Origin of the sequence: Tepidiforma flava (assembly GCF_027594505.1) — a bacterium.
Lineage (GTDB): Bacteria > Chloroflexota > Dehalococcoidia > Tepidiformales > Tepidiformaceae > Tepidiforma > Tepidiforma flava.
This window is the reverse complement of the sequence record NZ_CP115149.1, coordinates 502820-525815: the sequence shown is the minus strand read 5'-3', so window position 1 is coordinate 525815 and position 22996 is coordinate 502820. Positions and strand designations below refer to the sequence as shown.

Annotated in this window: 17 protein-coding genes; 6 read left to right on the top strand and 11 right to left on the bottom strand. The window is 73.0% G+C overall.

Translation table 11 applies throughout. From position 1 onward, the window contains the following. The first annotated feature begins 76 nt into the window (after nt 1-76). Nucleotides 77-718 (top strand): carboxymuconolactone decarboxylase family protein, encoded by a 642-nt coding sequence (locus tag O0235_RS03345; RefSeq protein ID WP_270057125.1) that lies wholly within the window; start codon nt 77-79, stop codon nt 716-718. A gap of 9 nt (nt 719-727) precedes the next feature. Here the strand turns inward: O0235_RS03345 and O0235_RS03340 are convergent, their stop codons facing one another. After that, on the bottom strand, nt 728-1462 hold the full coding sequence (locus O0235_RS03340; protein ID WP_270057124.1) for a hypothetical protein: 735 nt from the start codon (nt 1460-1462) through the stop codon (nt 728-730). Between the two features lie 65 nt (nt 1463-1527). Between O0235_RS03340 and O0235_RS03335 the strand changes: the two genes are divergently transcribed. The 3 genes from O0235_RS03335 to O0235_RS03325 are packed head-to-tail and all read left to right on the top strand — an operon-like array spanning nt 1528 to nt 3593. Then, nucleotides 1528-1785, top strand: a complete 258-nt coding sequence (locus O0235_RS03335) for an FmdB family zinc ribbon protein (protein ID WP_270057123.1) — start codon at nt 1528-1530, stop codon at nt 1783-1785. A gap of 28 nt (nt 1786-1813) precedes the next feature. Further along, nucleotides 1814-3220, top strand: coding sequence for an FAD-binding oxidoreductase (locus O0235_RS03330; protein WP_270057122.1), 1407 nt, complete (start codon nt 1814-1816; stop codon nt 3218-3220). Nucleotide 3221: 1 nt separating this feature from the next. Then, nucleotides 3222-3593, top strand: a complete 372-nt coding sequence (locus O0235_RS03325) for a hypothetical protein (protein WP_270057121.1) — start codon at nt 3222-3224, stop codon at nt 3591-3593. Here O0235_RS03325 and O0235_RS03320 read toward each other — a convergent pair. The 10 genes from O0235_RS03320 to O0235_RS03275 form a co-directional block, all read right to left on the bottom strand. Continuing rightward, the gene (locus tag O0235_RS03320) at nt 3579-6860 is read right to left on the bottom strand and encodes a UvrD-helicase domain-containing protein (RefSeq protein WP_270057120.1); all 3282 of its coding nucleotides are present in this window, start codon (nt 6858-6860) and stop codon (nt 3579-3581) included. The two genes, O0235_RS03325 and O0235_RS03320, sit on opposite strands and share 15 nt — an antisense overlap. Next, nucleotides 6857-10039: a PD-(D/E)XK nuclease family protein gene (locus O0235_RS03315; RefSeq protein WP_270057119.1), complete on the bottom strand. Its 3183-nt coding sequence runs from the start codon at nt 10037-10039 to the stop codon at nt 6857-6859. Before O0235_RS03315 ends, O0235_RS03320 begins: the two co-directional genes overlap by 4 nt. Nucleotides 10040-10079: 40 nt before the next feature. Then, entirely contained in the window at nt 10080-11072 is a 993-nt protein-coding gene (locus O0235_RS03310) for a phosphotransferase family protein (protein ID WP_270057118.1), read from the bottom strand. A 130-nt stretch (nt 11073-11202) separates the two neighbouring features. Further along, nucleotides 11203-12444 carry an acyl-CoA dehydrogenase family protein gene (locus tag O0235_RS03305; protein WP_270057117.1) on the bottom strand — a complete coding sequence of 414 codons (1242 nt, stop codon included), beginning with the start codon at nt 12442-12444 and terminating at the stop codon, nt 11203-11205. Between the two features lie 57 nt (nt 12445-12501). Then, nucleotides 12502-13413, bottom strand: a complete 912-nt coding sequence (locus tag O0235_RS03300; RefSeq protein WP_270057116.1) for a metal ABC transporter permease — start codon at nt 13411-13413, stop codon at nt 12502-12504. Continuing rightward, entirely contained in the window at nt 13410-14135 is a 726-nt protein-coding gene (locus O0235_RS03295) for a metal ABC transporter ATP-binding protein (RefSeq protein ID WP_270057115.1), read from the bottom strand. Before O0235_RS03295 ends, O0235_RS03300 begins: the two co-directional genes overlap by 4 nt. A 50-nt stretch (nt 14136-14185) precedes the next feature. Continuing rightward, nucleotides 14186-15145 carry a metal ABC transporter substrate-binding protein gene (locus tag O0235_RS03290; protein ID WP_270057114.1) on the bottom strand — a complete coding sequence of 320 codons (960 nt, stop codon included), beginning with the start codon at nt 15143-15145 and terminating at the stop codon, nt 14186-14188. 90 nt (nt 15146-15235) lie between these two features. After that, nucleotides 15236-17926: an AAA family ATPase gene (locus O0235_RS03285; protein WP_270057113.1), complete on the bottom strand. Its 2691-nt coding sequence runs from the start codon at nt 17924-17926 to the stop codon at nt 15236-15238. 96 nt (nt 17927-18022) lie between these two features. Then, nucleotides 18023-19048 carry a metallophosphoesterase family protein gene (locus O0235_RS03280; RefSeq protein WP_270057112.1) on the bottom strand — a complete coding sequence of 342 codons (1026 nt, stop codon included), beginning with the start codon at nt 19046-19048 and terminating at the stop codon, nt 18023-18025. Between the two features lie 33 nt (nt 19049-19081). Then, nucleotides 19082-20254, bottom strand: coding sequence for a two-component system sensor histidine kinase NtrB (locus O0235_RS03275; RefSeq protein WP_270057111.1), 1173 nt, complete (start codon nt 20252-20254; stop codon nt 19082-19084). Between the two features lie 243 nt (nt 20255-20497). Here O0235_RS03275 and O0235_RS03270 point away from each other — a divergent pair, with 243 nt between their 5' ends. Next, nucleotides 20498-22147: a globin-coupled sensor protein gene (locus O0235_RS03270; protein ID WP_270057110.1), complete on the top strand. Its 1650-nt coding sequence runs from the start codon at nt 20498-20500 to the stop codon at nt 22145-22147. A 144-nt stretch (nt 22148-22291) separates the two neighbouring features. Continuing rightward, nucleotides 22292-22939 carry a helix-turn-helix transcriptional regulator gene (locus O0235_RS03265; RefSeq protein ID WP_270057109.1) on the top strand — a complete coding sequence of 216 codons (648 nt, stop codon included), beginning with the start codon at nt 22292-22294 and terminating at the stop codon, nt 22937-22939. Nucleotides 22940-22996 lie beyond the last annotated feature (57 nt).

Genomic DNA, 22996 nt, shown 5'->3' with positions numbered 1-22996 from the left:
AGCGTGGCGGGAGCCAGCGTCGGCTACAATCCGCCCGCCCCGCGTCCGCGGGAGCTCTTGCTGGGAGGTCACCGACATGCCCCGACTGCGCCAGGTCCCCCGCGCCGAGGCTTCGCCCGAGGCCCTCGCCGCGTACCAGCGCCTCTTCGGCGACCGCGACCCCGTCTCCGAGCCCGGCACCGCCACCGGCACCCCCGGCAACTGGTGGACCGTCTTCGCGCTCGTGCCCGATGTGCTCGTCCATGCGCAGGACGGCTTCGCCCTCCTGAACAGCCGCCGCCGGGCGCTCACCCCGTACCAGCGCGAGCTCGCCCTCGTCCGCACCGGCTACCTCGGCCAGTCCCAGTTCGTCTACTCCCAGCACTGCAAGGCCGCCCGCGCCGCCGGCATCCCCGAAGCGAAGCTCGCCGCCATCCCGGCCTGGTCCACCGCCGAGGTCTTCGATGCCGCCGACCGCGCCATCCTCGCCGCGACCGATGAGCTCGTGCTCCAGGACGGCCGCATCCACGACGCCGCCTTCGCCGCCCTCCGCGACGTCCTCTCCGACGAGGCGATCCTCGAGCTCGTCTACGCCGTCGGCACCTACCGGATGCACGCCATGATCTGCCGCGCGCTCCGCCTCGAGTACGACGACGTCGACGAGCGCATCGTCGAAGTGCCGGCCCCCGGCCAGGGCAGCGCTGCCGTCGACGTCATGGGCCAGATCCAGCGCCAGTAGCCGCGCGGCTTACTCCGCCGCGCCGCCCGCCGCGATGTGCGCCTGCCAGTAGTGGTTGCACTTCGCGACCACCGTGATGACGCTCTTCACCTCGTTCTTCAGCCGGAACGACGGGTGCGCCGGCACCAGCAGCCGCTCTTCCTCGCACCGCGCATCCACGTTCTCGAGGATGATCGAGGCCGCCATCCACGCCGCCATCTTCTTCGAATGGCAGGTCACCGCCAGCCAGCCCGGCTCGCTCGCCGGCTCCGAAAACAGCCCCGTCGTCTCGTAAATCCCCCGCCGAATCTCCGCGATCGCGTCGATCTCCGGGTTCGCCGGCACCTCCAGCGGCTGCTCCACGGCGTGCAGGGCATCCGCCTCGCCGCGGTGCGGCGGCCCGCCGTAGAGCGCGAGTTCGCAGAAGCCCTGCCACATCGCGCCCCAGTCCGGCCGCCCATCTTCCCGATAGACGAACGGCGCCGAGCTCATGCTCGCCGCTTTCGAGGTCGGCGGCGCCACGAACCGGATCTCCCAGCCGCCTGCGCCGCTCAGCTCGTCGAGCGTTGCCTCCAGCGGCCGGCCGCCCGTCACTGCCAGCGCCACCGGCGCCCCCAGGAACCCTGAAAACGACCGGCACAGCTCTTCGACGTCGATCAGCAGGTCGGCCGGGAATCCTTCGTGCACCAGCACCGCGAGTGTCGGCCGCCCGCTCTCGACGCCAGCCCCAGAATCCATGACCCTGTTCATCACTTCGTCCTGCATGCGCTGCATTCTGCAATCTCTTGCAGATGCGGTAAACTGCAAGAGCCCCTGCTGGAGGTCGCCCGATGCCGCTGTACGACTACCGCTGCGACCGCTGCGGCCTCGAGTTCGAGGTCTCCCGCAGCATCAAGGACTCCGACATCCCGGCCGACTGCCCGATGTGCAGCGTCCCGGCGAAGCGCGTTTTCACCCCGCCGATGATGACCTTCACCCGCGGGGCCGCGCGCGAATCCCTCGGCGCCCCGTCCCCGCCCTCCGGCGGCTCCCGCTGGTCCCACCACGGCCACAGCCACGGCCCCGGCACCCGCCCCCACTCCCACTGACCCCGGCCCCGCGCGGTAGACTCCGCGCGTGCACCCCGAACTGCGCAGCCGCCTGCTCGCTGCCTGCGGCCCCGGCCACCTCCTCGACGACCCGGACCTGCGCGCCTCCTACGAGACCGACTGGACCCGCCGCTTCACCGGGCCGGCCGCCTTCGTCGCCCGCCCGCCCGATACCGCCGGCGTCGCGGCAGTCGTCGCCGCCTGCCGCGAGTTCGGCGTCCCGCTCGTGCCCCAGGGCGGCAACACCGGCCTCGTCGGCGGCAGCATCCCCCGCGCCGGCGAAGCCGTGCTCAGCCTGCGCCGGCTCGACCGCATCGAAGACTTCGACCCCGTGGCGGGCGAGGTCACGGCCGGCGCGGGCGTCACCCTCCAGGCGCTCCAGGAGTTCGTCCGCCCCCACGGCTGGGACGTCGGCGTCGACCTCGCCTCCCGGGCCTCTGCCACCATCGGCGGCATGGTCGCCACCAACGCCGGCGGCGTGCGCGTCATCCGCTACGGCCCGATGCGCCACCAGGTCATCGGCATCGAAGCCGTTCTCGCCGATGGAGCCATCCTCGCCCGCCTGCCCGGCCTTCTCAAGGACAACTCCGGGTACGACCTGCCCGGCCTCCTCGCCGGCAGCGAAGGCACCCTCGCCGTCGTCACCCGCGTCCGCCTCCGCCTCATCCCGGCGCGCCCCGCGCGGGCTGTCGCCCTCCTCGGCCTCCCCTCGCTCGCCGCCGCGCTCGAATTGCTCCGCGCCGTCCGCCGGCAGGCCCCGGGCCTCGAAGCCGCCGAAGTCTTCTTCCCCGAGGGACTCGAACTCGTCCAGCGCCACGCCGGCCTGCCCCCGCCCTTCCCGCGTCCCCACGCCTGCTACCTCCTCGTCGAATGCGCGGGCGCGCATGACCCCGCGCCCGCCCTCGCCGCCGCCCTCGAATCCGCCGCCGACCCGGATGCCGCCCTCCTCGCCGTCTCCCGCCCTGAGCGCGACCGTCTCTGGGCCTACCGCGAGCGCCACACGGAGGCCATCTCGGCCGAGGGCATCCCGCACAAGCTCGATGTCACCCTGCCCGCCGCCCGGCTCGGCGACTTCGAATCCCTCGTCCGCGCCCGCCTGGCAGAAACCTCCCCGCACGTCCGCCCCGTCCTTTTCGGCCATGCCGGCGACGGCAACCTCCACGTCAACATCCTCGGCGCCGACCCGGATGATGAATCGCCCGACGACGCGGTGCTCCGGCTCGTGGCGTCGCTCGGGGGCTCGATCAGCGCCGAACACGGCATCGGCATCGCGAAAAAGCGCTGGCTCAACCTCACCCGCAGCCCCGCCGATATTCAGGCCATGCGGGCGATCAAGCGGGCGCTCGACCCGGCGGGCATCCTCAACCCCGGCGTCATCTTCGACCTCGAACCCCCTCCGGTCGTGAGCAGCACACCTCCCGTCCGCGGAGCGTGACATGGCCTACCAGATGCTCGACCACGGCCAGTACGTCGAATTTCGGCTCCACGGGCTGGTCCTCGGCGTCGATCTCCCCGGCCCGGAGTGGTACCGGCGCATCGTCGTGTGCGGCCGGCTCCTGCTCGATGCCACCGACGTCGAGCGCGTCGAGGCCGACATCCTCTGGATGGCCGGTTTCGCCCGCTCGGTGCAGCTGCTGGGCCCCTTCCGGACCGCGGTCGTTGCCCCTTCCCCGGTCGTCTTCGGCACCTTTCGGCAGGCGCTCGCCTACCGTGGCGACCTGCCCCACCCCGCACCGGTCGAGTTCTTCCGCGCGCGCGAACTCGCCGTCGCCTGGCTCCTCGAGCCCGGGGACTCAGCCGCCGGCTGACGCCGCCAGCCCGGCCAGCTCACGCGCCCGCTCCAGCGCCTCCGCCTTCGCTGCCGCCAGGTCGTCGACCCGCCGCTCGATGCTCGGCTCGGTGAAGACGAACACCGCCGCGGCGGCCGCCAGCCCGGCGGCCTGCTCGAGCGCCGCCGCGTAGGCGCCCGCCTGCAGGCGGTACTGCGGCATCACCCGGTCCGCCTCGGCCGCGCTCCGCAGCCCGTCCGTCTTGTAATCGACGATGACCAGGCCATCCTGCCCCTCGTAGAGCAGGTCGATGAACCCCTCCACGAGCACCCCTCCAACGTCCGCCCCGACGTACACCTCGCGCCAGTACCGGCCGCTCGCGACAGCCGCCTGCACCGCTGCCGATGCCAGCGCATTGCCCGCCAGCCGCTTTACCTCGTCCGCCCGGTCGGCGATGCCCTCGGCTTCGGCCTGCGCTGCTGCTGCCGCTTCGAGCCCCTCGCCGGTGCCGAGGTCGATGCCCTGCAGCACGGCATGCACCGCCCGGCCGATCGCAGTGCCGGCGCGCCCCTTCCGCCAGGGCTCCGCCGGCGTCGCCGGCGGCTCTTCCGGCTCCTCCGGCGCGCCCGGCGCTGCCGCGTGGGCGATGGCCGTCGCCGCCGCTACCGGCGCCGCGGCGCACTTCGCCGCCGATTCCCGCCGTTCGCGCCACGCGTCGGCCGCCGGCACGGGCGGCGGCTCCCCCGGCCTGGCACGTACCCCGGGGACTTCGGCCGGCTTCGGCGTGAATCGTTCGAACGTTCCCGCGGGCGCGGCCTCCAGCGCCGCCTCCACGCGCCCCGCCAGCGAACCGCCATCCGACCGCTTCGTCCGGTAGAGCGAGACCGCCAGCGCCTGCTGCGCCCGCGTCGCGGCGACGTAGAACAGCCGCGCCGCCTCCGCCTCCTCGTGCGCCTTCTCCTCGTCTTCGACCGCGGCGAACCCGGCTGTCTCGAACCGCTGGTCACCTGACCCGCAGCGCACCTCCGGCAGGCCGCCGTCGCCGTGCGGCGGCCACCAGGTTCGAATCGACGGGCTGCGGTTCGTCCCCGTCCCGAGCCCGGCGACGAACACCACCGGGAACTCGAGCCCCTTCGCCGCGTGGATCGTCATCACCCGCACGGCGTCGTCGTCCGGCTCCGGCGCGATTGCTTCGTTGACGCGCACGCCTTCGTCCTGCTGCTGCTCGAGCCACGCCGTGAACTGCCGCAGCGTCGCGACGGCGCCCCGCACCGTCAGCGCCCGCGCCTGCTCGGCGATGATCCGGTAGCGCCGCCAGGTCTCGCGCGGCCGCGTGTCGCCGAGCGCCTTCAGCAGCAGGTGCGATTCCGCGATGAGCCGCTCGATGAGCCCCGCGGGCGACACCGTCCACCGCTCCCGGTGCCACGCCGCGAGCTGCGCCATCGCCCGCCGCACCCGCTCCGGGCTCCCGTCCGGCGCTGGCCTCTCATACGACCACCGCCCGCCGGCCGCCGCGTGTTCCGCCAGCTCCCGGTCCGTGCAGGCGAACAGCGGCGACCGCAGCGCCGCCACCAGCGCGATTTCGTCCGTCGGGTCGTCGATCGCCGTCAGCACGTTCAGCAGGTCCCGTATCTCCTCGGCCGCGTACAGCAGCGACTGGCTCTCGACGCGGTACGGGATGCCCCGGTCCGCCAGCGCCCGCTCGAGCGCCCCCAGCACCGTGCGCCGCGGCAGCAGGATGGCGATGTCTTCGAACCGCGTGCCGCCTTCGCGCCCGCCCCAGTTCTCCGCGCGCGCCTGCAGCACCCCCAGCGCGACGTCCGCCGCTTCGCGCTCCTGCACCTCGGCCGCCGCGGCGTCCTCGACGAGCCCGCCGAAGACCCGGACCGGTTTCCCGTCCGGTGCCCCCGGCCGCGCCTCGAGGTCGGCCCACCCGGCCTGCGCCCCGGCCGCGTCCGCTTCGAACAGCCGGCGGCACACCCCGTTCACCCACGCGATGACGGATTTGGCCGAGCGGAAGTTCGTCACCAGCTGCACTTCCTGCGACCCGAAGGCGCGTTTCGCCTGCTCGTAGATGCGGATATCCGCCCGCCGGAATCGGTAGATCGACTGCTTCGGGTCGCCCACGAAGAACAGCCGCCCGGGTGCAACGTCCGCCGTCTGCCAGTCCGCCGGCTGGCCGGGGTCCGCTGCGATGAGCGCCGCCAGCTCGACCTGCGGCGGGTCGGTGTCCTGAAACTCGTCGATGAGAAGCTGTCCGAACCGCCCGTGCACCGCCCGCCGCGCCGTCTCGTCCTCCCGCAGCAGGTCGGTCGTCAGCACCAGCAGGTCGTGAAAGGTCAGCCGGCCGCGCCGCCGCCGCTCCGCCGCGTAGTCGAGCGCGAACGCCTGCACGGCGGGCAGCAACCGCGCGAGCGCCCACCGCCGCACCTCCGTCAGCCACGCGTCCCAGCCGTCTTTGACAGGGCGGAAGGTTCCCTGCCGCCCGGCGTTCAGCGGAATCTTCACTCGCCCGGCCAGCGTCAGCACCTCGGCCAGCCCGGCCTCCCTTTCGGCCGCGCTTTCCGCTGCCTGGACCTGCCGATACGCCCGCTCCAGCCTCCCGGCGACCTCCAGCAGCCCGTCGAATGCCGGCTGGAAGCTGTCCGATTGCCCATTCTGGTTCACAGCATCGAGCAGGCGGCCCAACGGCGGCTCCCAGTCCGGCTCGGCAGCCGGCAGGTCGAACTCCCCGCCGCGGAGCCGGTCCCAGTTCCGCGCGAACTCCCGCGCCAGCTCCCGCAGGCGCCCCGGCTGCAGGCCCAGCGCGTACGCCGTCATCACCGCCGTCCGCGTCGCGTCGCTCCGCTCGACCTCGTCGAGGAACCGGCGCACGGCTTCGCGCAGCTCCAGCTCCTCCTCCGTCCCGTCCAGCACGTCGAACTCCGGCGGCAAGCCCGCCTGCACCGGGTGCGCGGCCAGCAGCTTCCGCGCGAACGCGTGGATCGTCTGGAACGACGCGCCGTCGAGCCCGCCGATCGCCGCCCGGCACCGCTCCCGCTCCTCCGGGCCCAGGCGGGCATATTCGCCGTCTCCTGCTGCCGCCCGCTCGAGCCGCTCCCGCACCCGGTCCGTCAGCTCGGCCGCCGCCTTCTCGGTAAACGTGATCGCGGCGATGCGTTCGACCGGCATCCCGCCTGCAACCAGCTCGACGATTCGACCGACCAGCGCCGTCGTCTTCCCTGCGCCCGCCGCCGCCTCCACGAACAGCGTTTGCGCCGTTTCCCGGGTCACCCGTTCCCGCGCCGCAGCATCCGGCAGCGTCATCCCTCGCCCTCCGTTGCTCCCCCGTCGCCCTCCCGCAGCACGAGGCGGCAGAACCCCGCCAGCCGCCCGTCCTGCTTCCACCGCTCCCACAGGCGGTCCCGGTCGCGCTTCGGGCACACCCGGTCGAAGGGGCAGAACCTGCAGTTCTCCCAGCCGTTCCATACCGGCTTCCCCGGCACCGCGGGGTAGATGCCCAGCTCCCGCAACCGCAGCGCCTCCCGCACCACCGCCCGGAACTGCTCCTCGGCATCGCCGTCGAGCGCCACTTCCCGCCGATCGAACTTCCCCTCCTCGGAGATGAACCAGTAGAGCGCCCGGACCGGTGTCTTCGCCTGCCCCCGCGCCGCGAGCGCGTAAATCGGCAGCTGCAGCAGCCACCCGCCATCCTGCTTCGCCAGCGGCGAATCCTTCGCCTGCTTGAACGGGTCCGCCTTCCCCGTCTTGTAGTCGATGACCACCAGTTCGCCGCCGTCGCGGACGTCGACCCGGTCTGCCTTCCCGCGGAACCAGATGGCGCGGCCCGGCTCGACCTCGAAGTCCACCGGCCGCCCGGCCTTCTGCCCGAACGCCAGCTCCGCGTCGCGGATGCTCGCCCCGGTCGCCGCGCGCCACGCGTCGTCTTCGTCGAGGAACCGCGCGAGGTCCTGCCCGAGCCGCTGCTTCGTCGCGGCCCAGCTTGCCGGCCGCCCGGTCACCCCCCGCTGCTCATACGCCGCGAACGCCTCGTCCGCGATCGTCATCAACAGCTCCCGCTCCGCATCCGACCACCGCCCGCCAATCGATTCCGTGCGCCGCAGCTCCTTCACGTTCTTCACGAACCGCTCCAGCACCTCGTGCACCAGCGAGCCCCGCTCGGCCGGGTCGATGGCGTCCAGGTCCTCCGGCCGCTCGGCCTCGGTGACCCGCAGCTCGTGCGCAAGGAAGTAGCGGAATGGGCAGCTCGTCAGCGTCTCGAGCGCGCTCGCCGAGCGTTCGAAGCCGGGTTCCGCCTGCAGCGGCAGCGCCTCCCCGCTCCACAGTCCCAGCCCCGCCGGCGCGGGAGCGGCCGAGGCCCGCGCCCGCTCTGCCCGCGCGCGGACGCCGTCCAAAGCACCCCGCGCCTCGAGGAGTGAGTGCACCCACGGGTTGCCGTCTGCCCGGCAGATTTCGGCGAGGTCCCGCTCCTGCGCGTCGGCGAAGGCATCCCCGCCGCGCACCCACGCCGCGAAGGAATCGACGCATGTCAGCCAGCCCGGCCGGGCCTCCGGCTCCCGCAGCCACCGCTCCAGGTCTCGCGCGTAGACCGGGCTGCCGTGGAGCCGCGCCGCTGCCTCGAAGAACCACGCCGAGGGCTGCGCGGGCCGCTGGTCCCGGAGCGAAACCCGCGGCGCGGTCGCCGTGCAGCTCCCGGACATCGCCGCCGCCGCGAGGTACGCGCGCCGCGCCGCGAGCACGCGCTCCGCCGCCGAGGGCACGGCGCCGTCCAGCTCGCGCCGCAGCCGTTCCGGCAGCAGCGGGTCGTCCGACGGCTGCGGCGGGAACACCCGCTCTGCCAGGCCGAGCAGGAAGACGTGGTCGAACGCCATCCCCGATGCTTCCTCGATCGTCCCGGCGAAGATCCCCTCGCCCAGCTTGCCGTGCCGCCCGGCCGGCACATCCAGCGCCTCCCGCAGCGTCGCCTCGAAGGTCTCGAGCGCCACCGGGCTGCCGCCGCCGGGCAGGCCGCCGAACCCATCGAGCACCCGCAGGGCATCGTCGTACGCGGCCAGCTCCGCTTCGACCACAGCAGCGGCCGCCGCGTCGCCGGCGGGCGCCGCGCCTGCCAGCGCTTCGCGCGGCAGCCAGGTGCGCACGGCCTCGGCCGCAGCCCGGCCCCAGGCGGCCATCGGCTTCTGTGTCTTGGGCTCGAGCGCCTCCGCCGCGCCCGCCACGAAGCGGCCCATCCGCGCCGCCTCCTGCGCCCCGCGTTCAAGCCACTCCGCCGCCTCCGGGTTCTCGGCGGCACGGCTGCTGCGGGCCGCCCGCACCGCTTCCCCGGCGCGCTTCCAGCCGTCGAGCCCCCGCACCACGCCAGCTTCCGCCGAGAGCGCATCCCACGCGTGCCCGGGAATCTCGCCGGCCTCGTCGCGCAGCGGCGCCGAGGTCACCCAGTCGGCCACGGCGTCCCGCCGCCAGTCCAGCCGCGCCGCCCGGAGCGCCCCGAGGATGGCGCGGCCCGCCAGCGAATCAGCCAGCCGGCGCGCGCCCGCACCGTTGTGCGGGGTCCCGCTCGCGGTCAGCCGTTCGTGCACCAGCGCTGCGTACTGCTCCGCGTTCCCGTACAGGATGGCGATGCGGTGGAGCGGCGTCCCTGCCTCGGCCAGCCGCCACGCCTCGCGGACCGCGAACCGCACCTCTTCGTCCGGGTCTGGCAGGCTCGCCAGCCGCCCCGGCAGCGCGGGCGCAGCGGGCGCCATGTCGGCCAGTGGGGGCTCCACCCCAAGCAGCCGGCACCAGCGCCGCGCCTGCCCGTCGACGTCCGCATCGCCCGTCATCCCGAGGATGACCGTCGCGCCGGCGGCCCGCGCCAGCCGGGCCAGCGCCGCCGTCATCCGGTCCGGCAGGTACCACACGACGGCCCCGCTCTCTCGCGTCCCGGCGCCGCCCGTTTTGAACACCGCCGCCGCTTCTTCGACCAGGTCGTGGTCGTCGTACAGGTCCCGCGCGGCCGCTTCCGCTGCGCGTATGACCCGGACCGCTTCCGCGACGAGCGGCTCGCCGCGCTGCTCGAGCCCGTCCAGTATCCCCGCCGGCACCCCGCGGAGGTCTGCCGCCAGCGCCGCCAGCCGGCGCAGCGTCGCGGGGTGGTGCGCAACTTCCCGCAGCGGGCCCTTCGCGCCCCCGGCAGCCGCCCGCAGCGCTTCCAGCCACCGCCAGCGGCTCCGCGGCCGCATCCCGCGCGCCTGCAGCCTCGGCGCTGCCAGCAGCTCGGCGAACCGCTCCGCCACGAGGAACCGCACGTTCGCCACGGCCTGGCGCGCCGCGAGCCACCGCCGCGTATCGAGCGCGACCAGGTTCGACGCGACCACCACCGTCACCGGGGCCAACGGGTCATCGCCTTTCAGCCCGGCGATGACCTCCGCCAGCGCCTCGCGCGCCTCGCCATACCCGACCGCGCGCAGCGTTACCGTCCCGGGGCCAGCCTCCGCTGGTTGCCTCATCCCTCCAGCATAGCCGCCATGCGCGACAGGCCCTGTCGCGTCAGCCGCCGAGCATCCGCAGCGCGTACTCCATGTTCGCCTGCATCGAGGGCTTGATCTCCTCCCAGTGCGGGTCGTGCCGCTTCCCGCGCCGGTGCAGCATCAGGTTGAACCCGCTGATGATGGCGAACTTGTACACCGCGAGCGCCTTGAACCAGCGGATGTCGCCGGGCTTCCCGCCCATCGCCTCCCAGTACCACGCCTCCAGTTCGTCCGCGTGCGGCATCCGGCTGCCCCGGTCGTGCGCCCACGCTGCCGGGTCGCTGAACGCGCACACCCACCCGAGGTCGTTCAGCGTCGGCCCCACGCCGCACAGCTCCCAGTCGATCACCGCCAGCAGCTCGCCCGCGGGCGAATAGAGCAGGTTCGACCACTGGAAATCCCCGTGGTACAGCCCGATCGGCGCCTCGTGGGGAATCTTCTCCAGCAGCAGCTGCTTCACCCGCGGCTGCAGCGCCAGCAGCTCCTGCTCCGCCGCCCGCTCGTAAAACCGATCCCACCGCGTGATGTCGAACTCGTACCCCCAGAAGTCGCCGAGGTAGCCCAGCCGCTCCCGCGGGACCCGGTGGATGCCCGCCAGCGCCGTCATCGCCTGCCGCGCCATGTCGCGCAGCTGCGCATCGCTGAACCGCTCCGGGTAGTCGTCCTTCAGCGTGTCGCCCGGCAGCCGCGGCTGGACGAAGTACGGCAGCCCGAACCAGTCCGGCTCCGTCCCCGCCCACAGAATCGGCGCATGCGGCACCCCGGTGCCCTCCAGCGCCCGCACCGCCGTCACCTGCCGCATCAGGTCGGCTGTGCCCTCGAGCTTCACCCCCGGCGGCGGCAGCCGGAGGAAGTACGCGCGCCGCTCCCCGTCCGAAAGCACCGCATCGAAGAAGTACGAGAACCCGGCGTGCCCCGGCCCCTGCTTCACGTTCTCCACCGCCGCCCCCGGGTCGCCCAGCTTCTCGCGCACGAACGGCGCGAGCCGCGCCTGCAGTTCATCCAGTTCCATCGGTCCCTACCCGCCGTCGTTCCTCTGCCGGCCGCGCCGGCCCCGCCAGTCTGGCCGTTTCGCCCGCGCCCTGCAACGAAACGCCGGGGCCCGCACCTGGACCCCGGCGTCCGAACCGTGTGCCCCGGGCCTACTGCAGCCCGAAGTCCCAGCCGTTCCCGGCCTTGAAGCTCTGCAGGATCCGCCGCGAGACCACCATCCGGTGCGTCTCATCCGGCCCGTCGTAGATCCGCGCCGCGCGGGCATTCCGGTACATCGACTCAAGCGGCGTATCGCCCGAGACGCCGAGCGCGCCATGCACCTGGATCGCCCGGTCGATCACGTTGTGGAGGACCTGCGCGCCGAAGAACTTGATGGCCGAGATCTCCACCCGCGCCTCATCGCCCTGGTCGATCTTCTTCGCCGCCGAGAGCGTCAGCGCCCGCGCCGCCTGGATCTCCACGTAGCTGTCCGCGATCCAGTTCTGGACCGTCTGCTTCTCCGAGAGCGTCGAGCCGAACACCTCGCGCTTCAGCGAGTACTCGCACATCAGCTCGAACGCCCGCTGCATCTGGCCGAGCCACCGCATGCAGTGGTGGATGCGCCCCGGACCGAGCCGCTTCTGCGCAATCCGGAAGCCGCTCCCCGGTTCGCCCAGCGTGTTCGTGATCGGCACCCGCACGTTCGTGTACCGGATTTCGCAGTGCGAACCCTCCACCTCGCCCATCACCGGCACCGGCCGCACGATTTCGAAGCCCGGCGTATCGGTCGGCACGACGATCTGCGTGAACCGCCGGTGCGGCGGCTGGTCGAGTTCCGTCGCGCACATCACGATGGCGAACGTCGCGCCCTCGGCCTGGCTCGTGAACCACTTGTGGCCGTTGATCACCCACTCGTCGCCGTCGCGGACCGCCGTCGTCCGCAGCCCCGTCGGGTCCGCGCCCGAGACCTCCGGCTCGGTCATCGAGTAGCACGACCAGATTTCGCCGGCCACGAGCGGCTTCATGTACTTCTCCTGCAGCTCCTTGGTGCCGAACTGCCAGAGAATCTCCGCGTTGCCCGAATCCGGCGCCTGCGAGCCGAACGCCAGCGGCGCAATCGGACTCCGGCCGAGGATCTCGTTCATATAGACGTACGGCATGAAGCCGATGCCCATGCCGCCCGCCGCCGCCGGGAGGTGCGGCGCCCACATCCCCATCGACTTCGTGATCGCCTGCAGTTCTTTCATCTTCTCCCGGCCCGCTGCCGATTGCCGGGGATGGTTCGCATGGAAGAACGGCTCGTTCGGGTAGATGTGCTCCGCCATGAAGGCCTTCACCTTCTCGCGGAGCTCCATGATTTCGGCGTCGCTCAGCTGTCGGTCGCCTGCATGCGGATGGTCTGCAACGGACATGAGGGGCACTCCTCTGAAAAGTGGCGCTCGAACTCTACCGCGCCCCCGGCCCGTTCGCTACCGGCTCGCCGCGTCTGCCGCCGCCTCTTCTTCTCCCGCCGGGTGGTAGTGGTGCGCGTGGTGATGCCCCCGCCGCCGGTGCACCCACCCCGCCACCAGCCCGTGGTTCGGCGCGAACACCAGCGCCAGCAGGAACAGCACCGTCGCGGTCAGCACGATCGTCGCGCCCGCCGCCGTCCCGAGGTGGTACGAGAGGTACAGCCCGGCGACCCCCGCGGCGACCGCCGTGAGCATGCTCAGCCCCATCATCCGCAGCAGGCGGTCCGTCAGCAGCCGCGCCGTCGCCGGCGGCGTCACCACCAGCGCCAGCACGAGGATGTTCCCGACCGTCTGCAGACTCACCACGATCGTCGCCGCCACCAGCAGGAGCAGCAGCAGGTCCAGCGCGAAGACCGGGTAGCCGAGCGTCCGCGCCATCACCGGGTCGAACGACGCCAGCGTGAACTCCTTCAGCAGCGCCGCCACGATGAGCGCCACCGCCGCCGCGATGACCGCCGTCACGAAGACGTCCGTCATCGACACGCCGAGGATGTTCCCGAACAGCAGCGAGCCGAGGTCGCGCCGGAACCCGCCCTGCCGGCTCAGGATGACGACCCCGAGCGCGAAAAACGCCGCAAAAATCACCCCGATCGCTGTGTCTTCGCTCACCCGCCGGCTCCGCGCCAGCAGCCCGATGCCCAGCGCCGTCAGCGTCCCGAACCCGAACGCCCCGACGAGGATGCTCTGCCCCGCGAGGTAGCTGAGCACGACCCCCGGAAACACCGCATGCGCCAGCGCATCGCCGATGAACGCCAGCCCCCGCAGCACCACGAAGCTCCCCACCAGCCCGCAGAGCGCGCCGATGATGAGCACCTCGAGCATCGCCCGCTGCATGAAGCCGTACTGGAGCGGTTCCGTCAGCCAGCTCATGGCGCGCGCTCGAAGACCGGCACCTGTTCGAACACCGCCACCTGCCCGCCGAACGCCGCCCGCAGGTTCGCCGGCGTGAACGTCGCGGCCGTCGGCCCGAACGCGACCATCCGCCGGTTCAGCAGGAGCACGTGCGTCGTCGTCGCACGCACCTCGTCGAGGTCGTGCGTCGCCACCAGCACCGTCACGCCGGCCTCGGCGAACCGGCGGATCTGCGCGTGGAACACCTCGCGGTTGCGCACGTCGACCCCCGTGAACGGTTCATCCAGCAGCACGAGCTCCGGCTCCTGCACCATCGCCCGCGCGAGGAAGATGCGCTGCTGCTGCCCGCCGGAGAACTGGCTGATGTGCCGGTCGCCCATCCCCTCCAGCCCGAGCGCTGCGAGCGCGGCATTCGCCGCCGCCCGCTCCCTGCGCCCCGGCCACCGCAGCCACCCGAGCGCCCGGTAGCGCCCCATCGCCACCACGTCGCGCGCCGTCACCGGGAAGTCCCAGTTCACCTCTTCCCGCTGCGGGACGTAGGCGATCCGTCCCGTGAACCGCCCGGCCGGCTGGCCGCCGAACCGGATGCTGCCCGCGGACAGCGGCACCGACCCTGCTATCGCTTTCAGCAGCGTCGATTTCCCGCTCCCGTTCGGCCCGATGAGCCCGACGATCGACCCGCGCGGCACCTCTGCCGTCACGTCGCACACCGCCAGGTTGTGGCCGTAGGCCACCGCCACCCCGTCGAGCGACAGGGTGCGATCGCCAGCCGCCGGGTCGAGACGCGCAGCTATCGAAGAGCCTCCGCGATGAGCCGGGCGTTGTGCAGCAGCATGCCGTCCACCGTGTCGGCGCCGCTGCCTGCCGGCCCCAGCGAATCAGCATACAGCCCCGTCACGACCTTGACCCCGGTGTCCTTCGCCAGCTGCTCCGCTACCTTCGGGTCGATCTCCGCCTCGGCGAAAATCGCCTTCACCCCTTCCGCCCGGATGAGGTCGGTCAGCCGGGCCAGGTCCTGCGCCGAAGGCTGCGCATCCTTCGCTGTCCCGGGGATGATCGCGCCGACGACCTCCAGGTCGTACCGCCGCGCGAAGTACTGCAGCGACTCGTGGTTCGTCACGATCTTCCGGTTCGCTGCCGGGATCGGGTCGAGCAGCGCCCGGATCTCCCGGTCCGTCTCGTCCAGCTTCGCCGCGTACGCCTCCGCCCGCGCCCGGTACTCGGCCGCGTTCGCGCTGTCGGCCTCCGCCAGCGCCTCCGCGATGTTCCGCACCATCACCTTCACGTTCTCCGGGTCGTGCCACACGTGCGGGTCGCCGGCGTCGTGGCTGTGGTCGTGCCCATCGTCCTTCCCGTCGCCGTGCGCGTGGTCATCGCCCTCGAGCGGCGTGATGCCCTCGGTCGTCACCACGACCTTCGCCTTCGTCCCCGAGTTCTTGATGAGGCCGTCCAGCCAGTCATCCAGCCCGATGCCGTTCTTCAGCACGAGCTGCGCGTCCTTCAGCCGCCGCGAGTCCTGCGGCGACGGCTCGTAGTCGTGGGCGTCCGCGCCGGCCTGGAGCAGGGTCACCACCTGCGCCCGGTCGCCCGCCACCTCCCGCGCCAGCGCCCCGATCTGCGTCGTCGTCGCGACCACCCGCAGCTGGCCGCCGTTTCCGCCGTTGTCGCCCCCGCCGCAGGCCGCCAGCAGCGCGCCGCCGAGCACCGCGGCCGCGAGCACCGCCGCGAACCGGGCCAGTCTCCCGCGCATACCGCACCTCCATGAGAGTCAGTATCAGTTAAAGCTACGATACGCAGTCTCATGTGGAACGGCAAGCGCTGTCGGCATCCGCGGGGCCCGTCAGGCGCCGTCCGGGAAGAGCTCGCCCTGCCCCGGCCTTCCCCTCGGGCCGCCGGCTGGGCCGGTCCGCCCCCCATCGATGCGCACGACCGCTGCGCCCTCCGCTGCCGCGAACCGCCCCGGCTGGCAGGTGAGCACGACGACCTGCACGTCGCGCGCCAGGTCCGCCAGCACCCGCGCCATCTCCGCCAGCCGCCCTTCGTCGCTCCAGCCCAGAGCGTCGTCGAGGAAGAACGGCACCCCGCCGTCGCCGGCCGCGGCCGCGCACGCCGCCCGGTGGAGCACGGCCAGCTGCTCCCGGGCGCCCACGCTCAGCTGCCGCACGTCGAGCCACGTCCCGCCGAGGCGTCGGCGTGCCGGCGCGAGCCCGTCGTCCAGCTCGACCTCGAAATCGTTGCCGAATACCCGCCGCCCGAGCGCGCCGAGCCGCTCGGCGAGCAGCGGGCCGTACGCCCTCCGCGCCGCCTCGCGGTGCCTCGCCAGCGTGTCAGCCAGCAGCCGCGCCGCTCGCGCCCGCCGTTCGACAGATTCCAGCCGCACCGCCGCCGCTTCCAGCCGGCTCCGCGCCGCGTCCAGCTCTGCCTGCAGCGTGCCTTCGCCCTCGTGACTCAGCGCGCCGCGCGCTGCCGTCACCCGGTCTTCGATGCTCCGCAGCTCCTTCCTCGCCGCCTCCAGCTGCCGCTCGACCTCCGCCGCCTCGGCGCCCGCGCCGGCCAGCTCCCTGAGCCGCTGCTCGGCCTCCGCCAGCTTCGCCTCCGCCAACGCCGCCTCGCCGCGCGCCGCCGCGAGGTCAGCGTCGAGCGCTGCGGTCGGCCGTTCCGCCTCCGCCGCCGCCAGCGCGGCGCGCGCCTGCGCGAGCTGACGTTCGAGCGCGGCGGCCCGCTCGCCGGCCGCTGCCGCCTCCCGCTCGGCGCGCCCGAGGGCGTCGCGCGCCGCTTGCAGCGCCTGCTCCGCCTCCCGGGCACGAGCGCGCGCGGCCGCGAGCTGCTCGCTGCCTGCCTCGCTGACCCGCCGCGCCTCCTCGAGCGTCGACGGCAGCCGCCGCCCGGCGTGCGCCGCGCGGTAGGCCTCCACCCGCCGGCGGGTTCGCTCCAGCCGCCCGGCGAGGTCCGCCCGGTTCGGCAGGTCGCGGAGCGCCTGCCGCATCACCCGGGCCGCGTCCTCGACCTCCCGCTCCGCCTCCCGCCGCCGCTGCTCCAGCTCCCGGGCCTCTTCAACCGTCCCGGCGCCCGCTTCGGCCAGCAGCCGGTCGAGCTGCTCCCGCTGTTCCTGCAGCCGCCGCTCGAGCAGCCCCTGGCTCTGCGAGGGCCGCACCGTCACCGCGAAGCCGCCCGGCAGCTCGATGCGCAGCTCCTCCGCGGCGTCGAACCGGAGCAGACCGCCAGCCAGCGTCTCCGGCTTCCCGTCGACGTACACCGTTGCGCCCGCCGGGCCCTCCACTTCCACCCTCGCCGTCACGGAGCGCAGCTGCGCTTCCGTCCGCGCGAGCGCCGCTTCCGCGTCTTCGATCCCGTTGAGCCGCGCCGCATCGATGCGGCACCCTGCGAGGAACGCCTGCGCCGCCCTGCGCCGTTCCGCCGCGTCGTCGTACGCGGTCAGCCGGTCCTGCATCTGCGCGAGCTGGAGCTCCTCCTGCAGGTGCGCGTAATCACTCGCAGCCAGCTCTGCCCCGCCCTCGAACTCCTGCACCCGCGCCCTCGCAGCCTCCGCGGTTCGCTCCGCATCAGCGAACGCCGTCCGCGCCGCTTCGGCCGACTCCAGGAGGTCCGCAGCCCGGGTTCGAGCTGTCTGCGTCTCCTCCTCGAGCCGCTTCGCCTCCCGCCGCGCGGCCTCCCGCCGCTTCACCTCGTCCTCGAGCCGCTCCTGCCGCTCCCGCGCTGTCGCAGCCTCGGTTCGCGCCAGCTCGGCCGCCTGCTGCGCGTCGCGGTGCGCGTCAGCCAGTCCCGCCAGCTCGCCTGCCCGCCGCTCCAGCTCGCCGATCGCCTGCCGGAGTTCGGCCGCCCTCGGCTCCAGCTCTTCGACCTCCTGCACCCGCGCTTCCAGCGCACGCAGCCGCGCCTCGAGCCGCTCCACGTCGTCCTTCGCAGCCTTTGCTGCCTCCCGCGCCTGCCGCAGCTCGCCCGTTTCCTGCCGGCGGTTCCCGGTGTAGTAGCGCTGCACTTCCTTTTGCGCCCGTTCGAAGAGGCTCTCCCCCGCGGGGTCCGTCCCGGCGCCGCCATCGAGCGCCCGCAGGAGCGACGCGCTCGCCGCGAGGTCGCCCGCCATCGCCAGGCTCTCGCCCTGCAGCACCCGGAGCGCGCGGAAGACCCCGCTGTCGACGCCCTCCTCCAGCAGCCGCTTCGCTTCGTTGTGCGCCTCCCGCCCCGCCAGCCGCCGCCCGCCCGGCAGCCCCACTTCCAGCTCGGTCGCGCCCCGCCGGCCGAAGACTTTCCGGTAGCAGCAGCGCTGCCCGCCGACGGTGAATTCGAGCTCCACCTCAGGGTCGGCGTCCCTCCCCTCGGGCCGCACCGCCCGCACCTCCTCCGCGTTCGACTCCGCCGTGAATTCGAACAGCAGCCCGATCGCCTCCACGATGCTGCTTTTCCCCGCCTCGTTCGGGCCTTCGATGACCAGCAGCCGGCCATCGGGAAACACGACCTCCGCCTCGGCGATGCCGCGGAAATGCCGCACCCGCACCCGGTGGTACTTCATGCCGGCGCACCCCGCACCAGCCGGAAGAGGAGCGTCAGCGCGTCGCCCGCCGCCGCTGCGTCGGGTCCGTCCTCGCTCGCCAGCCGGTCGAGCTCCTCAGCCGCCGCGCGCGCTGAACCCCGCCAGCCCCAGCGCCTCCCACCCCTCGCCTTCCGCGCGCACGATGAAGTCCGCGTACCGCTCCCACGGCTCCACGGCCGCGAACGACTGCGCCAGCTCCTCGATGGCGGCCTCGATCGCTGCCCGCAGCTCGGGGCCGCCCGTCCCCCGCACCCGCAGCCGCAGCACGGTCCGCCGGCGCTCCGGCAGCCGCTCGAGTTCCTCCGCGGCGGCCCGGAGCTCTGCCTCGTCGTGCACCTCCCACGCCCGTTCGATGAAGCGCCAGCGCCCCACCGGCACCGGCGTCACCTCGCAGCGTCCGCCCTCGAGCGCGGCCAGCAGCGCCTTCCCCGGCTCCAGTTCGTCATAGTCCGTCGGCTCCGGCGTCCCCGAATACCACGCCCGCCCGTCGACGCCTGCGTCCGTCAGCGAATGCCGGTCCCCGAGCGCTGCGTACCCGATGCCGAACTCCCGCACTGCCCGCTCCAGCCACGCCCGCGGCAGCGTCACCGCAGCCTCCGGGGCCAGCTCCACCTGCCCGTGCGCCGCGAGCACCCGCTCGCCGCGCCTCCCGGCCAGCGCCTGCGCGGCCGCGAAGAACTCCGCTTCACCCGGCGCCTGCTTGCTCCGCCACGGCACGCCGGCCAGCCACACCCCGGGCGCCGCCTCGAACGGCTCCGGCCCGAGCACGTGCACGTTCCGCGGCTTCCGCCGGGTGAACCGCTCCGATTCGTACACCGACCCGGGCGAACGCGCGTCGTGGTTCCCCGGCAGCAGGTAGAACGGCACGCCCGCGTCGCCCATCGCATCCAGCGCCCGCCGCACGACATCCGCCGGCACGAGGTTCGTCTCGAACACGTCACCTGCGACGACCACGAACGCCGCATCCTTCTCCCGCGCGATCCGCCCGAGCGTCTCGATCGCCTCGATGCGCGCGTCGCTGAACCGCCCCTGCGCCTCCTCGCTGAGGAAGTGCCGGGTCATCCCCAGCTGCCAGTCCGAACTGTGCAGGAAGCGCACCACGCGCGCACGATATCAGAACATCCGTGCTGCTGGCTACCGCGCGTCGGTCGCCGCCGGCAGCAGCACCCGGAACGTCGTCCCCCGGCCCGGCCGGCTCGTCACGCGGATCAGCCCCCGGTGCGCCCCCACCACCCCCGCGACCGCCGCCAGCCCCAGTCCCCGCCCCGCCAACTTCGTGCTGAAATACGGGTCGAAAATCCGCTCCCGGGTTGCCGCGTCCATCCCGACCCCGGTGTCGGCGACCTCGATGACGCCGTACGGCCCCGGGACCGCCGCCCCGCACCCGTGGCAGGTGACGCGCCGGCAGCTCCGGAGGTACCGCTCCGTGACCTCCTGCAGCCCCGTCCGGACCGTCAGCACGCCGTTGCCGCGCATCGCCTCGCCCGCGTTGATGACGAGGTTCATCAGCACCTGCCGGATCCCCACCACATCGCCGATGACCACGACCGGCACCCTGCTGAAGTGCGTCTGCACCCGAACCCCGCGCCCGAGCGCGCTCCGCAGCAGCTGGAGCGTCTCCCCCGCGAGCAGCGACAGCTCCACCGGCTCCCGCGCGGTTTCTCCCTGCCCCGCGAATCGCAGCATCTGCTGCACCATCTCCGCCGCCCGCCGCCCCGCCTCCCGGATGTCGTGCAGCGCCAGCCGCGCCGGCGAACCCTCGTCCGTCACCTGCAGGCCGAACTCCGCGTTCCCGATCACCGTCGCGAGGATGTTGTTGAAGTCGTGCGCCAGCCCCGCGGAGAGCACCCGCAGGCTTTCCAGCTTCTCCGCGCGCACCAGCGCGGCTTCCATCTCCAGCCGCTCCGTCGCGTCCCGCACGATGCAGGCGACCGCACCCGCGCCCTCGACCGTCACGGGGATGAGCGCAATCTCCGCCATGAACTCCTGCCCGTCCGCCCGCACTGCCGGCACGGCCCCCCGCTCCGCCATCCCCCGCGCGCTCACCGCTGTCGTGAAGAACTCCGCCATCTCCGCCGCGTGCCGGTCGCGCAGCCGGGCGGGGACGAACTCCTGAACCGGCCGGCCGGCCAGTCCCCCGGGCGCCGTCCCGAAGATCCGCTCCGCCGCCGGGTTCGCATCCGCAATCCGCCCGTCCCGTCCCACCAGCAGCACCCCATCCGGCGAGCCCGCGACGACCGCCTCCCGCCAGGAACTGCCCCGGCCGCCCGGCACGACGATCAGGTGCGGCATCGCATCACCGTCCATCGCCGGGCAGGATGATACGTTTCAGCAACCGCCTGTTATCGGGGAATTCCCTCACGCCGGGATTGTTCGCATAACTTCCTGCGCAAACCGCGAATCGTTTTCTCGGTTTGCCACGAAGTTATTCGCCTTACCTCCACGGCAGGGATTCTCCTGATACCCGATTGCTGCCCGCAATTGCTGCAGTGATGACGGCCGGTTGATGCCCCTCGCCGGCACACCACCACAGGAAGCCAAGCAGCCCCCATGTCCGACCGACTCACGCAGCGCCTCCACATCGACCGCGCCGACCAGGCCCTCCGCCTCCGCTGGATCGGCATCACCGACCGCGAGGCCGCAGCCATCCGCCGCGCCGCGGATCTCATCCGGCCCCATGCCCAGGACGTCGTCCGCCGCTTCTACGACCACTCCTCCGCCTTCCCCGAATGGCAGCGGAAGGTCCGCGAGGCCGGCTCCGACCGCTCCCGCCTCGAAGCTGCCCAGCTCGACTACCTCCTCCGGCTCCTCGACGCACGCTTCGACGAGGACTACTTCGAACACCGCCTCCGGGTCGGCGCAGCCCACGCCCGCCTCCAGATCGAACCTCGCTGGAACGTGGGCAACTACGGCCTCTACGGCGACCTCCTCTTCCCGCTCCTCGCAGCGAAACTGAAAGGCCGCGAGCTGGCCGAGACCATCGCAGCCCTGGTGAAAGCGTTCGTCCTCGACGCCTCGCTGGCCGTCGAAACCTTCATCAGCGAAGGCGTCCTCGAAAAGCTCGTCGACATCCACGACACCCTCGGCCAGCCGCTCCAGAATCTCGGCAGCAACATCGCCCAGGTCGACCAGGCCACCAGAGAAATCGCTTCCGCCGTCTCCGACGTCGCCCGCGGCGCCGCCTCGCAGACGGCCACGATGTCGGCCCTCAACAGCGAAATCGACGCCCTCGGCCGCGCCAGCGGCGACGTCGCCCGAGCCGCCGCCGAGCAGTCGTCGGCCCTCGATGACGCCGTCCGCGCCACCGACGCCGTCCGCGCCGCCCTCGAACGCGCCCGGGACGCCGCCGCCGCGGCCCGCGAGCGCGGCGATGCCTCCCTCGCCGAGGCCCGTGAAGGCACCGCCGCCGTCCAGCAGACCATCGAGGCCATGGGCGCCATCCGCGATACCGTCCGCCAGACCGCCGGCGAAATCGAAGACCTCGGCCGGCAGGGCTCCCAGATCGGCGCCATCGTGCAGGTCATCGACGACATCGCCGCCCAGACGAACCTCCTCGCCCTCAACGCCGCCATCGAAGCCGCCCGCGCCGGCGAGCAGGGCCGCGGCTTCGCCGTCGTCGCCGAAAACGTCCGCTCCCTCGCCGAGCGCACCGCCGTCGCCACGAAGGAGATCGCCGCGCTCATCGCCGGCGTCCAGGGCGGCACCCAGCGCGCCGTCCGCGCCATGGAAGCCTCCATCGCCAACGTCGAAGAAGGCGCTGCCCGCGCCGAGCGTGCCGGCGCGGCCCTCGGCCGCATCGTCCAGGGCGCCTCCGCCGTCCGCGACGAAATCGAACGCATCAGCGAAGCCGCCGCTTCCGTCGACCAGAGCGTTGGCACGCTCGTTGGCGTGCTCGAGCGGGTCGCCGGCCTCGCCCGCGAATCTGCCGCCCGCGCCGCCGAGATGACCGCCGCTGCCGACCGCGTCCGCAACGCCGTCACCGACGCCTCGGCCACCGCCGAGCAATCCGCCGCCGCCAGCCAGCAGGTCTCCGCCAGCGTCGAGGAAATCGCGGCCCAGGTCTCCGAAATCGCGCGCGAAACGCAGTCGCTCGCCGGCACCACGGCCGAGCTTGCCGCCTTCATCGCCCGTTTCGGCGCCCTCGCCCACAACTCGCGCGGCGAAACCTTCGCATTCCGCCAGGCCGCGGCCGCAGCCTGACCGGCGCCCCTCCAGCAGCCGGCCGGCGGTCGCTCCTTCACGCTTCCCCCATCGCTCCCGACCGCCGGCCGGCCCTCTCCGCCGGGGCCGTTCGGCCCTGCCCGGCCTTCAGGGTTTTCCCTTACCCTCCAATCGATTCCTTCGATGCCTGAAACGCTCACCCCGCAGCTCGAACTCCTCCCCCCGGCCCGGCGGCTGCTCCTCCTCGGCCTCAAGCAGCTCGGCGAATCCGACGCCGAGGCGCTTTCCGCCGTCGCCTACCTCTCGGTCCCTGCTGTCCGCGCGCACCTCGCGGGGCTGGCGAAGCTCGGGCTCGTGACCATCACCCGGCGGCCCGAGGGCCCGGGCCGCCCGCGCAACCGCTACGCCCTCACGCCCCGCGCCGAGTCGCTCTTCCCGCAGGGCTACGCCCGCATCGCCCACTGGCTCCTCGAAGCCGCCGAGCGCGACCCCGCCATCCGCCGGCCCCTCTTCCGCGCCCTCGTCGAAGCCCGCCTCCAGCAGGCCGCCGAGGCGTTCGATGCCCCCACCCCGGCCGGCCGTGTCGAGCAGCTCGCCAGGGCCCTCGACCAGCTCGGCTACTACCCCGTCCTCGAGACGGTCCCCGGCAGCAAATGGCGCCTCACGCTGCGCCATTGCCCCTTCATCGAACTCGCCAGCGAACACCCCGAAATCTGCGCCATCGAAGCCCGCGTCCTCCAGGTCGCCCTCCCCGGCGGCCGCGTCGAGCGCGCCTGCAGCCGGGCTGAAGGTGCCCCGGCATGCACCTATCTCCTCCAAAGTTTCCGCTGATTCAATTCAGAAACCTCCGGAGATTCGCGCTATCTGCAACCTGACGGTATCGTTGCC